Annotated in this window: 13 protein-coding genes and 1 other RNA gene; 4 read left to right on the top strand and 10 right to left on the bottom strand. The window is 71.6% G+C overall.

From position 1 onward, the window contains the following. Window positions 1-40: 40 nt before the first annotated feature. The 4 genes from ACZ6B1_RS07815 to ACZ6B1_RS07830 all read right to left on the bottom strand — a co-directional run bounded on the left by ACZ6B1_RS07815 (window position 41) and on the right by ACZ6B1_RS07830 (window position 5799). A complete protein-coding gene (locus tag ACZ6B1_RS07815) occupies window positions 41-1411 on the bottom strand; it encodes an acyltransferase family protein (RefSeq protein WP_468775901.1) in 1371 nt (456 codons plus the stop codon). After that, window positions 1408-3588: a polysaccharide deacetylase family protein gene (locus ACZ6B1_RS07820; RefSeq protein WP_468775902.1), complete on the bottom strand. Its 2181-nt coding sequence runs from the start codon at window positions 3586-3588 to the stop codon at window positions 1408-1410. Before ACZ6B1_RS07820 ends, ACZ6B1_RS07815 begins: the two co-directional genes overlap by 4 nt. 15 nt (window positions 3589-3603) lie before the next feature. Beyond that, window positions 3604-4602, bottom strand: coding sequence for a hypothetical protein (locus ACZ6B1_RS07825; RefSeq protein WP_468775904.1), 999 nt, complete (start codon window positions 4600-4602; stop codon window positions 3604-3606). 228 nt (window positions 4603-4830) lie between these two features. Beyond that, entirely contained in the window at window positions 4831-5799 is a 969-nt protein-coding gene (locus ACZ6B1_RS07830; RefSeq protein WP_468775906.1) for a LysR family transcriptional regulator, read from the bottom strand. 97 nt (window positions 5800-5896) lie between these two features. Here ACZ6B1_RS07830 and ACZ6B1_RS07835 point away from each other — a divergent pair, with 97 nt between their 5' ends. The 3 genes from ACZ6B1_RS07835 (at window position 5897) to ACZ6B1_RS07845 (ending at window position 9285) form a co-directional block, all read left to right on the top strand. Then, on the top strand, window positions 5897-7156 hold the full coding sequence (locus tag ACZ6B1_RS07835) for an MFS transporter (RefSeq protein ID WP_468775908.1): 1260 nt from the start codon (window positions 5897-5899) through the stop codon (window positions 7154-7156). Between the two features lie 84 nt (window positions 7157-7240). Then, the gene (locus ACZ6B1_RS07840; protein ID WP_468775910.1) at window positions 7241-7909 is read left to right on the top strand and encodes a trimeric intracellular cation channel family protein; all 669 of its coding nucleotides are present in this window, start codon (window positions 7241-7243) and stop codon (window positions 7907-7909) included. A gap of 104 nt (window positions 7910-8013) precedes the next feature. Next, entirely contained in the window at window positions 8014-9285 is a 1272-nt protein-coding gene (locus ACZ6B1_RS07845; protein WP_468775912.1) for an amidohydrolase, read from the top strand. A gap of 47 nt (window positions 9286-9332) precedes the next feature. On the opposite strand, the gene ssrA is transcribed toward ACZ6B1_RS07845, so the two are convergent. The 5 genes from ssrA to ftsE form a co-directional block, all read right to left on the bottom strand. Beyond that, window positions 9333-9719: a transfer-messenger RNA gene (ssrA, locus tag ACZ6B1_RS07850) on the bottom strand. Between the two features lie 143 nt (window positions 9720-9862). Continuing rightward, window positions 9863-10342: an SsrA-binding protein SmpB gene (gene smpB, locus ACZ6B1_RS07855; protein WP_250403039.1), complete on the bottom strand. Its 480-nt coding sequence runs from the start codon at window positions 10340-10342 to the stop codon at window positions 9863-9865. 56 nt (window positions 10343-10398) lie between these two features. Next, entirely contained in the window at window positions 10399-11577 is a 1179-nt protein-coding gene (locus tag ACZ6B1_RS07860) for a S41 family peptidase (RefSeq protein ID WP_468775914.1), read from the bottom strand. A 68-nt stretch (window positions 11578-11645) separates the two neighbouring features. After that, on the bottom strand, window positions 11646-12563 hold the full coding sequence (gene ftsX, locus ACZ6B1_RS07865; protein ID WP_468775916.1) for a permease-like cell division protein FtsX: 918 nt from the start codon (window positions 12561-12563) through the stop codon (window positions 11646-11648). 44 nt (window positions 12564-12607) lie between these two features. Further along, window positions 12608-13297 (bottom strand): cell division ATP-binding protein FtsE, encoded by a 690-nt coding sequence (ftsE, locus tag ACZ6B1_RS07870; RefSeq protein WP_031159396.1) that lies wholly within the window; start codon window positions 13295-13297, stop codon window positions 12608-12610. Window positions 13298-13528: 231 nt separating this feature from the next. On the opposite strand from ftsE, the gene ACZ6B1_RS07875 reads away from it, so the two are divergent. Beyond that, the gene (locus tag ACZ6B1_RS07875; RefSeq protein WP_199210755.1) at window positions 13529-13720 is read left to right on the top strand and encodes a hypothetical protein; all 192 of its coding nucleotides are present in this window, start codon (window positions 13529-13531) and stop codon (window positions 13718-13720) included. Window positions 13721-13814: 94 nt separating this feature from the next. On the opposite strand, the gene ACZ6B1_RS07880 is transcribed toward ACZ6B1_RS07875, so the two are convergent. Continuing rightward, a complete protein-coding gene (locus tag ACZ6B1_RS07880; protein WP_468775918.1) occupies window positions 13815-14699 on the bottom strand; it encodes a hypothetical protein in 885 nt (294 codons plus the stop codon). Window positions 14700-14981 lie beyond the last annotated feature (282 nt).

A 14981-nucleotide genomic window follows, 5' to 3' on the forward strand; every position in this document is an offset into this window, starting at 1 on the left:
GAGAGGTCACAGCGGCCGAAGCCGGAACCCGGACGGCTGATCAGGCCCGGTGGGCAGCGGCGCGGAGTCGCCGGCGTCCGGGTGTCGAGCCGTCCGGCCACAGGCGTGGTCCGCGCCTGGCGGCGATGTCCTCCACCCACCCGAACCAGACGATGCAGCCCGCGATGAACATCCAGGTGATCGCGAGAACCGGCCAGGGGCTCTCCAGCAGCCAGGAGAAGTGCAGGTACATCACGTCGAACTGCCAGAGCCGATCCCACAGGGTGGCGGCGACGAGGATGCACAGGTTGTGCCATAGGTAGATCGTCACGGCTCTGGAGTTGAGCAGGGTGATCAGCCGGTCGAAGGGGCGCAGCCGGCGGGGCCAGTCCGTCCAGGAAGGGCTCACGTGGAGGAGCAGCAGCACGGTGGCGAAGGACCAGAGGGACTGCGCGAACGGGATGTCGTCCAGATCGTGCCCCTGCTTGAAGCCGTGCGTCAGGGCGTACCAGAGGCCCAGGACCGCGATGGCCGGGGCCACGGACGGGACGACGTAGCGGGGCATGCGCTTCAGGACGCCTTCCTGGTGCGCCATTCCCAGGATCCAGCAGGCGCCGAAGGTGCTGAAGTCCGTGAGGGCCGAGGGGATGCGCTCACCGGGCAGGTTGAGGTAGCCGAACTCGAAGGCCGCGGAGAGCGCGATCGGCGACAGGACGGTCGCCCAGGGCAGCGCTCTCAGCGCCTTCAGCAGGAACGGGGACAGCAGGACGAACCAGAGGTAGGCGCGGATGTACCAGAGCGGCCCCGCCAGTTCGCCCCCCCAGTCCTCGCCGAGGACGCCGTGGATGCCGCGCAGGCCCTCGGCGTAGGGCGGGTCGCTCACCGGCAGGATCCAGAAGCCGAGGTGCAGCCACCACCAGCCGGGGTGTCCGTCGTCGCCCGGGCTCCAGCCCTGCAGCACCATGCCGGTCACGCCGATGGCGCCGAGCAGCCACAGGGGCGGCAGGAGGCGGCGCAGGCGGCTGCGGACGACCTGCACCGCCGGGCGCTCGAGCGAACGGGCCATCAGGTTGCCCGCCAGGGCGAACATCACGCCCATGGACGGGAACACCAGGGGCAGCCAGGCCCAGCCCATCAAGTGGTAGAAGACGACCCGGAAGAGAGCGATCGCGCGCAGCAGGTCGAAGTACCGGTCGCGCCCCGGGGCGCGCCGCTGCTGCCCGGGCTCGGCGGGCCGGGTCGGCTCGTCCGTGCCGGACGGGAGGGTGGGTACGGTCACGTGCGGGGCTTCCTGGGTGGTCGTCGAGAAGGGTGCCGGCGGAGCGAGCGGAGGGGCCGAGGCCCGGGAGGGCTGCGTGGTGAAGGGCTCATGGGGAGACCTCGGCGGCTGGGCGCCCGGCGGCGGTCCGAGGTCGAAGGGCGGCGTCGTCATGAGACGGGCCTCCCGTCCATCACCCGCCGGCCGGGAGCGGACGCCGTCGGCGGAGCCGACACACCGCCCTTGCGCCGGAGCTTCTGCCAGCGCAGGCGGCCGCCGGTGAGCGCCGTGATCCAGGACTGGAGCAGCACCACGTACATGAGCTGGCGGTAGAGGATCTGCTGCAGGGGCAGCGAGATGAGCGGGGTCAGCGGTTCGCGGTCGAGGACGAAGGCGTACGCCGCGCAGGCGGCCTGGACGGCGAGGACGCCGGACCAGGCCACGACCGTCTTCTCGGTGGGCCCGAAGACCAGGCCGTAGACGAGGAAGATGTCGATGAGCGGGGCCAGGAGCGGGGCCACGACCATGAACAGGGACACCAGGGGCAGACCGACCCGGCCGAAGCGTCCGGACGCACCGCGCTCGACGACGGCACGGCGGTGCTTCCAGATCGCCTGCATGGTGCCGTACGACCAGCGGTAGCGCTGGGACCACAGCTGCTGGACCGACTCCGGGGCCTCGGTCCAGGCCCGGGCCTTCTCGGCGTACACCACGCGCCAGCCGTCGCGGTGCATCGCCATGGTGATGTCGGTGTCCTCGGCGAGGGTGTCGTCGCTCATGCCGCCGACCCGTTCCAGGGCCGAGCGGCGGAAGGCTCCGACCGCGCCCGGGATGGTCGGCATGCAGCGCAGGACGTCGTACATGCGGCGGTCGAGGTTGAAGCCCATCACGTACTCGATGTGCTGCCAGGCGCCGATGAGTGTGTCCTTGTTGCCGACCTTGGCGTTGCCGGCGACCGCTCCGACCCGTGGGTCGGCGAAGGGCTGCACCAGTTCGCGCACGGTGGCCGGCTCGAAGACGGTGTCGCCGTCCATCATCACGATCAGGTCGTACCGTGCGTTCGCCGTACCGCGGTTGAGAGCGGCGGGCTTGCCCGCGTTGAGCTGGCGGATCACCCGTACGTTGGGCAGTCCCAGCCCTTCGACGATGCGGGCCGTGCCGTCGGTGGAGCCGTCGTCGACGACGATGACCTCGATGGGGTGCTCGCTGCGCATCAGCGAACGCACGGTGCTCTCGATGCACTTGGCCTCGTTGTAGGCCGGGACCAGCACGGACACGGGTTCCGTGACGGGCAGCGGGCCCCAGCGGAACCCGCGTCGGCGGGTGCGGCGGGCGTGCACCGCGGAAAGCAGCAGCATCCCGCCGAAGCGGGCGAGCACGAGGGAGCCGATGACCGCGAGACCCACGACCAGGGCACCGGTGGCCCTCTCCGACGCCTGCACCAGGAAGATCCAGGCCTTGCCCTTCCAGAGGTCGAGGCCCGTGACCGGGGTGTCGGCGCTCGGTGCGCCCAGTGCCTCCGTGAGGCTCTGGAACCGGTAACCCCGTGCCTGCAGTTGGGGCAGGAACCTGTCCAGCGCCTCGATCGTTTGGTGACGCTCGCCGCCGGAGTCGTGCATCAGGACGATCGCGCCCTTGCCGCCCTTGGGCGTCGCCCTGCGGACGATCTCGTCGGCCCCGGGCCTGCGCCAGTCCTCGCTGTCGGTGTCGTTGAGGACGGTCAGGTAGCCCCGGCCGCCGATGTACTCGGTCACCGGCCAGGACCTGTCGTCCATGGCGTCGGCGAACGAGGAGTACGGCGGCCGGAACAGGGAGCTGCGGATGCCGGCCGCTCCGGCCAGCGCGAGCTGGCTCTGTGACAGCTCCCAGTCGATACGGCGGTCGGAGTGGTACGACAGGTCGGGGTGGTTGAAGGTGTGCAGGCCGACCTCGTGGCCCTCGTCCACCATGCGCTTGACCAGTTCCGGGTAGCGGGAGGTCATGGTGCCGGTGACGAAGAAGACGGCGTGCGCGTGGTGCTTCTCGAGGATGTCGAGGACCTTCGGCGTCCAGGTGGGGTCCGGGCCGTCGTCGAAGGTGAGGACGATGCGGTGGTCCGGCACCCGCAGGCTGCCGGTGCGGCCGCCTCGGGTGTCGATGACCGGACCGCCCTCGAGGACCGCCTCGGGCACCTTGTGGTCGGCCGCCTCGGGCCGCACGCGGAAGTCCGCGAGGATCTCGTTGTGCACGTACCCGCGCAGCATGAGCATCGCGAGCGTGGCCACGAGGACCAGGACGGACAGCAGATAGCGCAGGGGCAGCCACCTGCGCCTGGTGGGCAGGGACGACCCGGGACGGGAGTGTGACGGCATGGGGCGGCTTCGCGATCAGAGGTGCGGACGCGGGGCGGTCGGGTCGACGGCGCTGTAGGCCTCGGGTCCCGTGCCACCGGCGGGGGACAGTGAGGGGCCGGGGGAGGCACCGGTGCTCGTGGTGGACGGGTCCGGGGACGAGCCGGCCGGGGACGCCGGGGAAGTGGACGGGCGCTCGGTGCCGCCGACGATGCCGGTGCCGGTGGACGTGCCGGCCGTCGGCGCCGCGTCGGCGGACGTGTGCGAGGTGCTCGGGGCGGAGCTCGACAGCGAGCCGGAACCCGGTACGGCGGTGGTCGGCGCGGTCGGGGACGCGACGGGGGTGGCCGCGTCGCTGCTCTCCGGCGTCGGATCCGTCGAAGCGCTGGGCAGCGACGGGGTGTTCACCTGACTGGCGGGGGCGTTCTCGTCCTGGCCGGGCACCGGAACCCACGGCGCGTCCGAGCTGCCCGAGAACAGCGTCACCACGATGCTCACGGCGTACACGGCGCAGGCCAGGCCGACGATCAGGCCGAGGCGGCGGAAGGTGCGGCCGCGGCGGCCGGACTCGTCGACGAAGACGGGGCCGTCGGCACTCTCGCGGCCGGCGCCGTGCGCGGCGCCCGGGGCCGGGTCCGGCCGGCCGTCGCCGAGCCGGACGGCGTCCAGCTGGACCGTCACCTCGTGCGGGTCGTGCGTGGGGGCACCAGCGGCGGGCTGGGTGGGAATGGTGGGAAGGGGCTCGTCCCAGAGGTCGCGGAGGGGTCCCGCGGTGCCGGGTCCGGGGTGGCCGCCGACCCTCACCCGGCGCAGCACGGTGGTCTGCTCGGGGTCCTGGGCGGGAGTTCCGCCGCGGCCCGGGGCGCGGCGGAAGTCCGCGGCTCTGCGGTCGTTGCGGGCCCGCGGGAGTACGGCCGTCCCGTCGGCCTCGGTCCGGGCGGCTCGGCCGCCGCTGAGCATCCCGGTCGCCGGGAAGGCTCCGGCACCGGGGGTGTCACCGGTCTCGGTGAAGGCCTGCGTGTGACCACCCGTCACCGGACGCTCCCGGGGCGCGGATGCGACTTCGGCCCACTGAGGTTGGGCGTCTTCTCGCCACTCTTTCACGTGCGCAGATCCCCCCACGGGACAGTTCCGGGTGCGCATCGACGCCGAGCACCCGTCGTTCGAACCAGGCCCCCACCCAGCCCGAGCGCCCCCATTACCACACCGCGCTCGGGCCAAGAATGTAGCGCATGCGGAGGTTCCGTGTTCGCCACGCGCCACCTAATGGACGCTCATCACATCATCATCAGCGGCTGGAATCCATCGGTCTGCGGGCCGCCGTAGCCATCCCTCGGCCCGCGCGAGTTCGCTCGCGGCCCTACGGAGCGCAGTCAGTCCGGGGTGGACCAGCCCCTTGCGCCAGACCAGCGACACGGGCGAGAGCGGGACCGGGTCGACGAGCGGCCGCAGCACCGAGCGGGGCATGGCCGGAAAGTCCACCACGGCCAGGATCACGTTCCGGGTCTTGGCCATGATCCGCTCGAACTCCTCGTCGCCCACCGGTAGCGGAAGAGGTGAGGCGAGTCGGATGCCGCGTCCCTCGAAGAGGTGAAGTGCGAGGTCGGTCCACTCCCGGGTGCGCGGGTTCCCCGCGCCGGCGTAGACCGTCTCCCCGGCCAGCGCGGCCAGCGGTACCTCCGGCAGGGCGGCCAGGGGGTGGTCGTCGGGCAGGACGACGGCCATCGGCTCGTAGCGCACCGGCTGCTGTTCGAGCCCGGACCGCAGGGCCGGGTCCAGGCCCGCGAAGCGCCCGAAGGAGACGTCGAGCCGGCCGGCGAGCACCTCGGCCGCCGCTCCGGTCAGACCGCTCTCGTAGCGGGCCATCAGCTCGCAGTCGGGGGCGAGTTCCCGGGCCCGGTGCAGCACCCGGCGGCCGGTGAGCAGTCCGGCGGAGTTGAGGTCGACCAGCAGCGGCCGGACCTGGCCGAAGGCGGCGAGCAGGTCGTCCTGGGCGGCCAGGACCCGCCGGGCGTGCGGCAGCAGCCGCTCGCCGTCCGCGGTGAGCGTCACCTGCCGGGTGGTCCTGACGAACAGCTCGGCGCCCAGCTCGCGCTCCAGCCGCCGTACGTCACGGCTCAACGCCTGCTGCGCCACGTACAGACGGGCCGCGGCCCGGGTGAAGTGCAGCTCCTCGGCGACGGCGACGAAGGCGCGCAGCAGGCGCGGTTCTATGGCGACGGGAGCGGGCATGGCGGCGAATCTACAGCCCCGATTCACAACGCCGGCGTGTGAGTCGGCTCCGAGAAGGTGTTGGACCCGGTGATCCACTCCGGGCCACCGTTGAGCCATGCCGCCACAGACCACCGAAGACAGCCGGATACCGACCGAGCGGTGCGAACAGCGGGAGGCGGGACGGCTCCGTGGATACCGGGGGCTCTTCTCCCGCCCCGGCACGCTCGCCTTCTCCGCCGCCAATCTCGTCGCACGGCTGCCGATGGGCATGTTCAGCGTGAGCGCGGTCGTGATGATCGCCGGGGCCCGGGGCTCGTACGCGCTCGCCGGCGCCGTCACCGCCGCCGGTCTGGCGGCGACCGGGGTGGCCGGGCCGTGGATCGCGCGGCTCGTCGACCGGTACGGGCAGGCCCGGGTCGCCGTACCGGCCACCCTCACGGCCGTGCTGGGCAGCCTCGCCCTGCTGCTGTGCGTGCGCTTCGGCGCCCCGGACTGGACCCTGTTCGCCGCCTACGCCGCCACCGCCGCCACCCCGAACATCGGCGGCCTGTCCCGCGCCCGCTGGGCCCACCTGCTGCGCGACGACCCCGCCGCCCTGCACACCGCCAACTCCTTCGAGCAGGCCGCCGACGAGCTGTGCTTCATGCTGGGCCCGGTGCTGGCCGCCTTCCTGACCGGCACGTTCTTCCCGGAGGCGGGCACGCTAGCCGGGGCCGTGCTGCTGCTGGCCGGCATGCTGCTGTTCACCGCGCAGCGGGCGACCGAGCCGCCGCCGCAGGCCCGGTCGAAGGCCCGGTCGCCCTTGCGCAGTCCGGGGATTCCGGCGCTGCTGGCCTGCTTCGTGGCGACCGGCACGGTGTTCGGCTCGATGGAGGTCGTCACGATCGCGTACGCCGACGCCCTAGGTCACCGCGCGGCGGCCGGTCCGGTACTCGCGTTGCAGGCGGCGGGCTCGTGCGCGGCCGGTCTGCTGTACGGGGCCCTGAAACCGGCCGGTCTCGGCCTGCCCCGGTGCCTGCTCGCGATGGCCGCCCTGACGACCCTGCCCTGGCTGGCCGCCGGCACCACGGGTTCGCTCGTGGCCCTGGCGGGTGCGCTGCTGGTGGCGGGCATGGCGACGGCGCCGACGATGGTGACCGCGATGACCCTGGTGCAGGCCCGCACTCCGGCCGACCGGCTCAACGAGGGCATGAGCCTCGTCGTCACCGGCCTGCTCACCGGCATCGCCTGCGGCTCGGCGGCCGGCGGCTGGGCGGCCGAGCACGGCTCACCGGCCACGGGGTTCGCGGTACCGGCGATCGCGGCCGCCGTGGCCCTGGTGATCGGCTCGTCGCGGCTCCGGACCGGGGCGGCCGGGCGGGCGGCGGGCCGGTAGGCGGGCGCTCGCCGGGCGGGTGGGCGCTCCGGCTGGTTCGATGGTCGGGTCGACGGTGAGGGTGAGGGAGGGAGGTGCTGATGCGTGGCCGGCTGGTTGTCCCCGGAGGATCTGACCGACCTGACCCGGGTGCTGGACCTGGGCGGAGTGTTCGCCAACGGGACTCTCGGCGGGGTGCTGGCGCGCAGCCGCAGGCTGGACCTCTTCGGCTTCCTGGTCATCGGCGTCGTCTCCGGTCTCGGCGGCGGAATCCTCCGCGACACCCTGCTGCAGCACGGGACGCCCGTCGCCCTGACGGACTACACCTATCTCACCGTCGCCGCCGCCGGGACCCTGCTGGCCTTCGTGGCCGATCTGAGCCGTCACACCTCCGGCTGGGCCTTCAACCTGCTCGACGCGCTGGCGCTCAGCGTCTGGGCGATCGCCGGGGCGCAGAAGACCCTCTCCGTCGGTCTCGGCTGGCTGCCCGCCGTGCTGCTGGGCACGATCACGGCGGTCGGCGGCGGCGCCATCCGGGACCTGCTGCTGGCCCGTACCCCCGCCATCTTCGGCGGCACTCCCCTCTACGCGACCGTCGCCGTGCTGGTGAGCGGGGTGCTGGTGCTCTGCAGCCGGCTCGGCGCGCCCACCCTCGGCATCCTGGCCGGGATCCTGGCGGGCGTCTCACTGCGGCTGGCCGCGCTGACCCGGGGCTGGCGGTTGCCGGGCAGCCGTGACTGGCGGCCCAGGACGTCCCGCGCCCGCGGCCCGTGACCGGGACGGGCGGGAGACGGACAAAGGGGGGCGGACGGAGGGGGACGGACCGGGGGGACGGACGGGGGCACCACCCACCGGCGGACGAGGAGCACCACACAGCCATGAGCCTCAAGGATCGCGTGGACGAGGTCGTAGCCGGGCTCGGTGACATCCGGCCCGAGCTGGAGGGCTTCTACGAGGACCTGCACGCCCACCCGGAGCTGGGCCACCAGGAGCACCGGACGGCGACCCGGGTGGCGGAGCGCCTCGGGAGCTGCGGCTACCGGGTGCACGACGGGATCGGCGGCACGGGTGTGGTCGGCGTGCTGGCCAACGGGGACGGGCCGACGGTGCTGCTGCGCGCCGACATGGACGCGCTGCCGGTGCGTGAAGAGACCGGTCTGCCGTACGCCAGCAAGGCCGTGGGCAAGGACGCGGCCGGCCGCGAGGTGCCGGTGGCGCACGCCTGCGGTCATGACATGCACGTCACCTGTCTGCTGGGCGCGGCCCGGCTGCTGGCGGCCGCTCGCGGGTCGTGGCGGGGAACGCTGGTGGCCCTGTTCCAGCCGGCCGAGGAGCCCGGTGACGGCGCCGACCGGATGCTCGCCGACGGCCTCACCGGCCTCGTCCCGCGGCCGGACGTGGCGTTCGCCCAGCACGTGCTGCCCTATCCGGCGGGGCGGGTCGGCACCCGGGCCGGTTCCTTCCTGTCCGCGGCGGACAACATCCGCGTCACCGTCCACGGCAGGGGCGCCCACGGCTCGGCGCCGCAGGCCGCGATCGACCCTGTGGTGATGGCGTCGATGATCGTCGTCCGGCTCCAGACGATCGTCTCGCGCGAGCTCGCCGCCACCTGGCCCGCGGTGCTCACGGTGGGTTCCGTGCAGGCGGGCACCAGCGGCAACGTGATCCCGGAGTCGGCGGAACTGCTGCTGAACGCGCGCACCTACGACGAGGGGACCCGGCGTGCCGTCCTGGCCGCGGTGCGGCGGATCGTGACGGCCGAGTGCGCCGCCTCCGGAGCGGTCCGTGAGCCGGAGATCGAGGAGGGCACCCGTTTCCCGCCGACCGTCAACGACGCGGCGGTGACCCGCGAGGTGGCAGCCGCCTTCGGCGAGGTCTTCGGGGACCACGCGGGCACGGTCGAACTGCAGAGCGCCAGCGAGGACTTCAGCCGCATCCCGGACGCGTTCGGCGTCCCGTACACCTACTGGGCCCTCGGCTGCGTCGACCCGGACACCTACGAGGCCGCCCGGCGGCGCGGCACGGTGGCGCAGGACATCCCGGTCAACCACAGCCCCCGGTTCGCGCCGGTCCTCCAGCCGACCCTGGACACGGGCGTACGGGCCCTGGTCACGGCCACGCTGACCCGGCTCGCCCGGCAGAGCGCATGACAAAGGCCCCGGCGCTCGGAAGCGACAGGGCCCTGCCCACATGGGATGAGTGGAGATGGCGGGAATCGAACCCGCGTCCAACGGTGCGGAACCAGGGCTTCTCCGTGTGCAGTTCGCTTCGCTTTTCTCGGCCCCGGCGATCACGCGAACAAGTCGCCGACGGGCCCAGTCACTGTTAGATTTCCCTCTTCACCCCGTGACCGGGATCAAGGTTTAGTTCCCTAGTCGATGCCAGGATCCGGGACGGGAACAGGCCCGGGCTGACACTCCCGTGAGAGCTTCGCTAGCTGCTTATCAGGCAGCGAGAGCGAAGTGGGAGGAATCGCGCTTGGTGTTGGCGATTATTGTTTTCGGCCTGTGGTTTACGAGATCATGGCCGCTTCCTCGACACGCTTCCCCTGCTTCGACATCCGCTGTCGAAACCGATCATCCCCATGTTGATTTTTCAATCCCCTCCGTGGAGGGCCCTCCGAAGAGGGGGCTCGCACCCTCAGTGGGGTGCGTTGCCATCCTACGTGACGAACGCAGGTCGGTGCCAGCCTATTCCCGCCGGCCGCAGGTCGCGCCGGTCCGGCGGCTAGGCCCGCTGCTTGCGCCGCACGGCCGACATCGCGCGGTCCGCCTCGCGCCGGTCCTGCTTCTCGCGCAGGGTCTGACGCTTGTCGTACTCCTTCTTGCCCTTCGCCAGCGCGATCTCGACCTTGGCACGGCCGTCCTTGAAGTACAGCGCGAGGGGAACGATCGTGTGACCCGTCTCCTGGGACTTCGCCTCGAGCTTGTCGATCTCGTCGCGGTGCAGCAGCAGCTTCCGCTTGCGCCGGGCGCTGTGGTTGGTCCAGGTGCCCTGGCTGTACTCGGGCACGTGCACGTTGTGCAGCCACGCTTCGTGACCGTCCAGTTGCACGAAGCCGTCGGCCAGCGAGGCCCGCCCCTGGCGCAGCGACTTCACCTCGGTCCCCATGAGCACGAGACCGGCCTCGTACGTGTCGAGGATGAGGTAGTCGTGCCGCGCCTTCTTGTTCTGCGCGATCAGCTTGCGCCCTTTTTCCTTAGCCATAGTGCCGCCATTTTCGCACCATGGAGGGGGTGCGGGGGAAGCGCATTAAAGAGGTGCTACGAGGGGTCGCCCAGACCGCCCAGGACCGTCTCGGCCCGCCGCAGTGCCTGCGGCCCCGCGTCCAGGTCGGGGGTGATGCCCCGGCCGTCGACCGCGCGGCCGGACGGGGTGCGGTAGTGGCCCACGGTCAGCTCGGCCACCGAGCCGTCGGGCAGCTCGGTGGGCATCTGGACGGAGCCCTTGCCGAAGGTGCGGGTGCCCACCACGACCGCGCGGCCCCGGTCCTGCAGAGCGCCGGTGAGCATCTCGGCCGCGCTCATGGTGCCGCCGTCGACCAGGGCGACCAGGGGCCGGGCGGTGTCGCCGCCGGTGTCGGCGTGCAGGGCGCGCTGGGCGCCGTCGACGTCGTAGGTGGCGACCAGGCCGCCGTCGAGGAACGCGGAGGCGGTCTCCACGGACTCGGTGACCAGGCCGCCGGAGTTCCCCCGCAGGTCGAGGACGATGCCGGCGCCGGCCGGGGCCCGGTGCACCGCGGCGCGCACGGAGTCGCCGGCACCCTTGGTGAAGGCGGCGACCTTGATGACGGTGATCCTGCCGGGCAGCTTGTGGACGGTCACCGGGTCCGTGGACAGCCTGGCCCGGCGCAGGGTCTCGGTCCACGCGCGCGTGCCGCGCCGGAGGCCCAGCGTCACGGTCGTACCGGCGGCCGCGTCCTCGGAGTCGCCGCGGAGTAACGAGATCACGTCGGTGACCGGCCGCCCGGTCACGTCCGTGCCGTCGACGCTGCGCAGCCGGTCGCCCTTGCGGATCCCGGCGTTGGCCGCGGGCGAGCCGGGCCGCACCCGGGTGACCTCGATCCGGCCGTCCGGCTCGGCCCGCGCCCAGAGCCCGGTTCCGGTGTACTGGCCGTCCAGGGCCTCCTGGAACTCCTGGTACTCGTCCTGGGAGTAGACGGCTCCCCAGCGGTCCCCGCTGCGGCTGACGGCTCGCTCGGCGGCCTCCATGGGCGACTTGCCGTCGGCCATCGCCTTGGCGGCGGCCCGCCGCACGGCCTCGTGACGGGCGGCCGAAGGCACCGGTGCCGAGGCGGACTTGGAGCCGGACCGGTCGCCCTGGCCGGTGTCCGGGAAGGAACCGGTGGCGGCGCCGGCGACCAGGGCGCAGGCGAAGACCAATGCCAGGGCGGCCCCACGGCCGGTGCGGCGGGGCTGACAGAACGGGTCACGGCCTGACATGGCGGTGAGTCTAGGACAACGGCGAAGGGCCGTACGGGCGGACGCCCGTACGGCCCTCTTGGGATGCGTCACACCTTCAGGTACTTGCGCAGCGCGAAGAACGCCGCCAGAGCGGGCATCAGCACACTGGTGGCGAGGATCAGCGGCAGCTTGGTCAACACCGCGTCCCAGCCGACGAAGTTGATCAGCGTGAGCTTGTTGGACAGGGCCATGCCGTGGTCGATCGTGAAGTACCGCCCGACGACCAGGAAGACGCAGGCGAGGCCACCGCCGATGAGTCCGGCGACCGCGGCCTCCATGATGAACGGCGCCTGGATGTAGAAGCCCGAGGCGCCGACGAGGCGCATGATCCCGGTCTCACGCCGACGGCTGAACGCGGAGACGCGCACGGTGTTGACGATCAGCAGCAGCGCGACGAGCAGCATCAGAGCCATCACACCGAGCGCCGCCCGGTTCATCAGGTTCAGCAACTGGAAGAGGTTGTCCAGGATGCCCTTCTGGTCCTGCACCGACTGCACGCCGTCGCGCCCGTTGAAGGCGGTCGCGATGACCTGGTACTTCTGCGGGTTCTTGAGCTTGATGCGGTACGACTCCTGCATCTGGTCCGGCGTCAGCGAGCCGGCCAGCGGGGAGTTGCCGAACTGCTCCTTGTAGTGCTTGTACGCCTCGTCCTGCGACTCGTAGGTCACCTTCTCGACGATGGTCATCTTGCCGAGGTCGGTGCGGATCTGCTTCTTCTGGTCCTCGGTGACCGCGCCCTTGGCGCAGTTGACGTCCGACTGCGCGTCGCTCTTGTTGCACAGGAAGATCGAGACGTTGACCTTGTCGTACCAGTAGCCCTTCATGGTGCTCACCTGGTCGCTCATCAGCAGGGAGCCGCCGAACAGGGCCAGGGACAGGGCGACGGAGACGATGACGGCGAAGGTCATCGTCAGGTTGCGGCGGAGACCGACACCGATCTCCGACAGGACGAACTGGGCGCGCATGGCGTCGGATCAAGCCTTTCCGTGGACGTGACTGGGGCGGCGGGTCAGTGCTGGTAGCCGTAGACGCCGCGGGCCTGGTCGCGGACGAGGCGGCCCTTCTCCAGCTCGATGACGCGCTTGCGCATCTGGTCCACGATGTTCTGGTCGTGCGTCGCCATGATGACGGTGGTGCCCGTCCGGTTGATGCGGTCGAGCAGCTTCATGATGCCGACGGAGGTCTGCGGGTCGAGGTTGCCGGTGGGCTCGTCCGCGATCAGCAGCTTGGGGCGGTTGACGAAGGCCCGCGCGATGGCCACGCGCTGCTGCTCGCCACCGGACAGCTCACCCGGCATCCGGTCCTCCTTGCCGCCGAGTCCCACGAGGTCGAGCACCTGCGGCACGGACTTGCGGATCTCGCCGCGCGACTTGCCGATGACCTCCTGTGCGAAGGCCACGTTCTCGGCGACGGTCTTGTTGGGCAGCAGGCGGAAGTCCTGGAACACCGTCCCCAACTGGCGGCGCATCTGCGGCACCTTCCAGTTGGAGAGGCGCGCGAGGTCCTTGCCGAGGACGTGCACCTGGCCGTGGCTGCACCGCTCCTCGCGCAGCACCAGCCGCAGGAAGGTCGACTTGCCGGAGCCGGAGGACCCCACGAGGAAGACGAACTCGCCCTTCTCGACCTCCAGGGAGACATCCCGGAGGGCAGGCCGGGTCTGCTTGGGGTAGACCTTGGAGACGTTGTCGAATCGGATCACGGATGCACCACGGGTCGCCGGGGGTAGATGAGCGTGACCATACGCGAACCGGGAGTGCGAGCGCAGGGCCCGGGCGCGGTTGGTTGCGGCTTGTGTGTTTTTGTACAGGCGGGATTCGAGCTTCTCCGAGAGCCCGCGCTCTTTGCGGGGGAACCTGGCACAGTGGAGGGGGAACGTTCTGGTTCCCGTGTGCGTTGTATGTGTGATGGCCGGCGCGAGGAGGGCGAGCGCATGACGTACGACCGGTTGGTGTGCGCGAACTGCGCGTCGCCCGTGAGCGAGGGCCGGTGCCCGGTGTGCCGTGCCAACCGCGAGCGACTGCAGCAGGAGGGCTTCTTCGCGGGGCTGAACCCCATGGCGCTGATCGCGCTGCTGGCGGTGCTGATCGCCGCGGTGGCGCTGCTGGCCCACCAGACCGCATAGGAAGACCGGACAGGACGGCCGAAGGGCCCGGAGCGCGAAGCTCCGGGCCCTTAGTGTTGCGCGCTGTGTGCGGAACGTCGCCGTGCGGCTACGTTCAGGCGGCGGCGCCGCCCCGGCCGTTCACGAGCCGCGGCAGGAAGCGGAAGCCGATGCCGCCGGCGATCATCGTCGCGGCGCCGACCAGCAGGAACGCGGTCTGTCCGGCACCGGTCTCGGCGAGCTGCTTGTCGCCGCCCTGAGGCGTGGTGTCCGAGCCCGTGTCGGTGAGGGCGGAGGAGCCCTCCTCCTGGGAGGCGTTGTCGTTGCCGCCGCCCTGGGGGGTGTCACCGCCGGTGGTGGAGCCGGTGCCACCGGTGGAGCCGTCGCCGCCGGTGGAGCCGTCGCCGCCGGTGGAGCTGCCGCCACCGGTGGAGCTGCCGCCACCGGTCGAGCTGCCGCCACCGGTCGAGCTGCCGCCACCGGTCGAGCTGCCGCCACCGGTCGAGCTGTTGCCGCCCGAGTTGCCGCTGCCACCCGAGTTGCCGTTGCCGCCGGTCGAGTCCTCGCCGCCGGAGCCGCTGTCGCCACCGCCGATGACACCGCCGATCGAGGCGTCGCCACCGGAGCTGCTGTCACCGCCGGAGCTGCTGTCACCGCCGCCGATGGCACCGCCGATCGAGGCGTCGCCACCGGAGCTGCTGTCACCGCCGGAGCTGCTGTCACCGCCGCCGATGGCACCGCCGATCGAGGCGTCGCCACCGGAGCTGCTGTCGCCACCGGAGCTGCTGTCACCACCGGTGGTGTCGCAGACACCGATCGGGTCGCAGCCGGTGCCGCCGTCGTCCTCTCCGCCCTCCGTGCTCACACCCAGGGTGATCGGCCCAGCCTGGACACCGAGGTCCAGAGCCGAAGCGGCGCCCGCTGCGGTCAGCGAGGCGCCGGCCGCGATCACGGCGCCGGCGGCTATCCGCGCGACCCGGATCCGCGTCTTCTTCGTCATGTGATTGCTACCCCCAGTAGCTGTCGTCAATGAGGCGGCGCGTGGGGCTTGCCGTGATCGACGGAGGCAGCTGTGACGAGATCTGCGTCAATTCCCCCGGTTCACATGCGCCCCAGAGATACGCATGCCACGCTTCACCCTTCCGACTTTTCAAAGCATCGTCAAGGCCGTTGCGGGCGCAATGTCCGACGGAGCGGCGTTTGCCGCGACTTGGAACCTGTGAGTGTGATGTAAAACCCAGACAAACGACAACTGCCGCCTCGAGGGCGGCAGTTGTCATGT

The sequence above is a fragment of the Streptomyces sp. NPDC041129 genome (assembly GCF_055592265.1).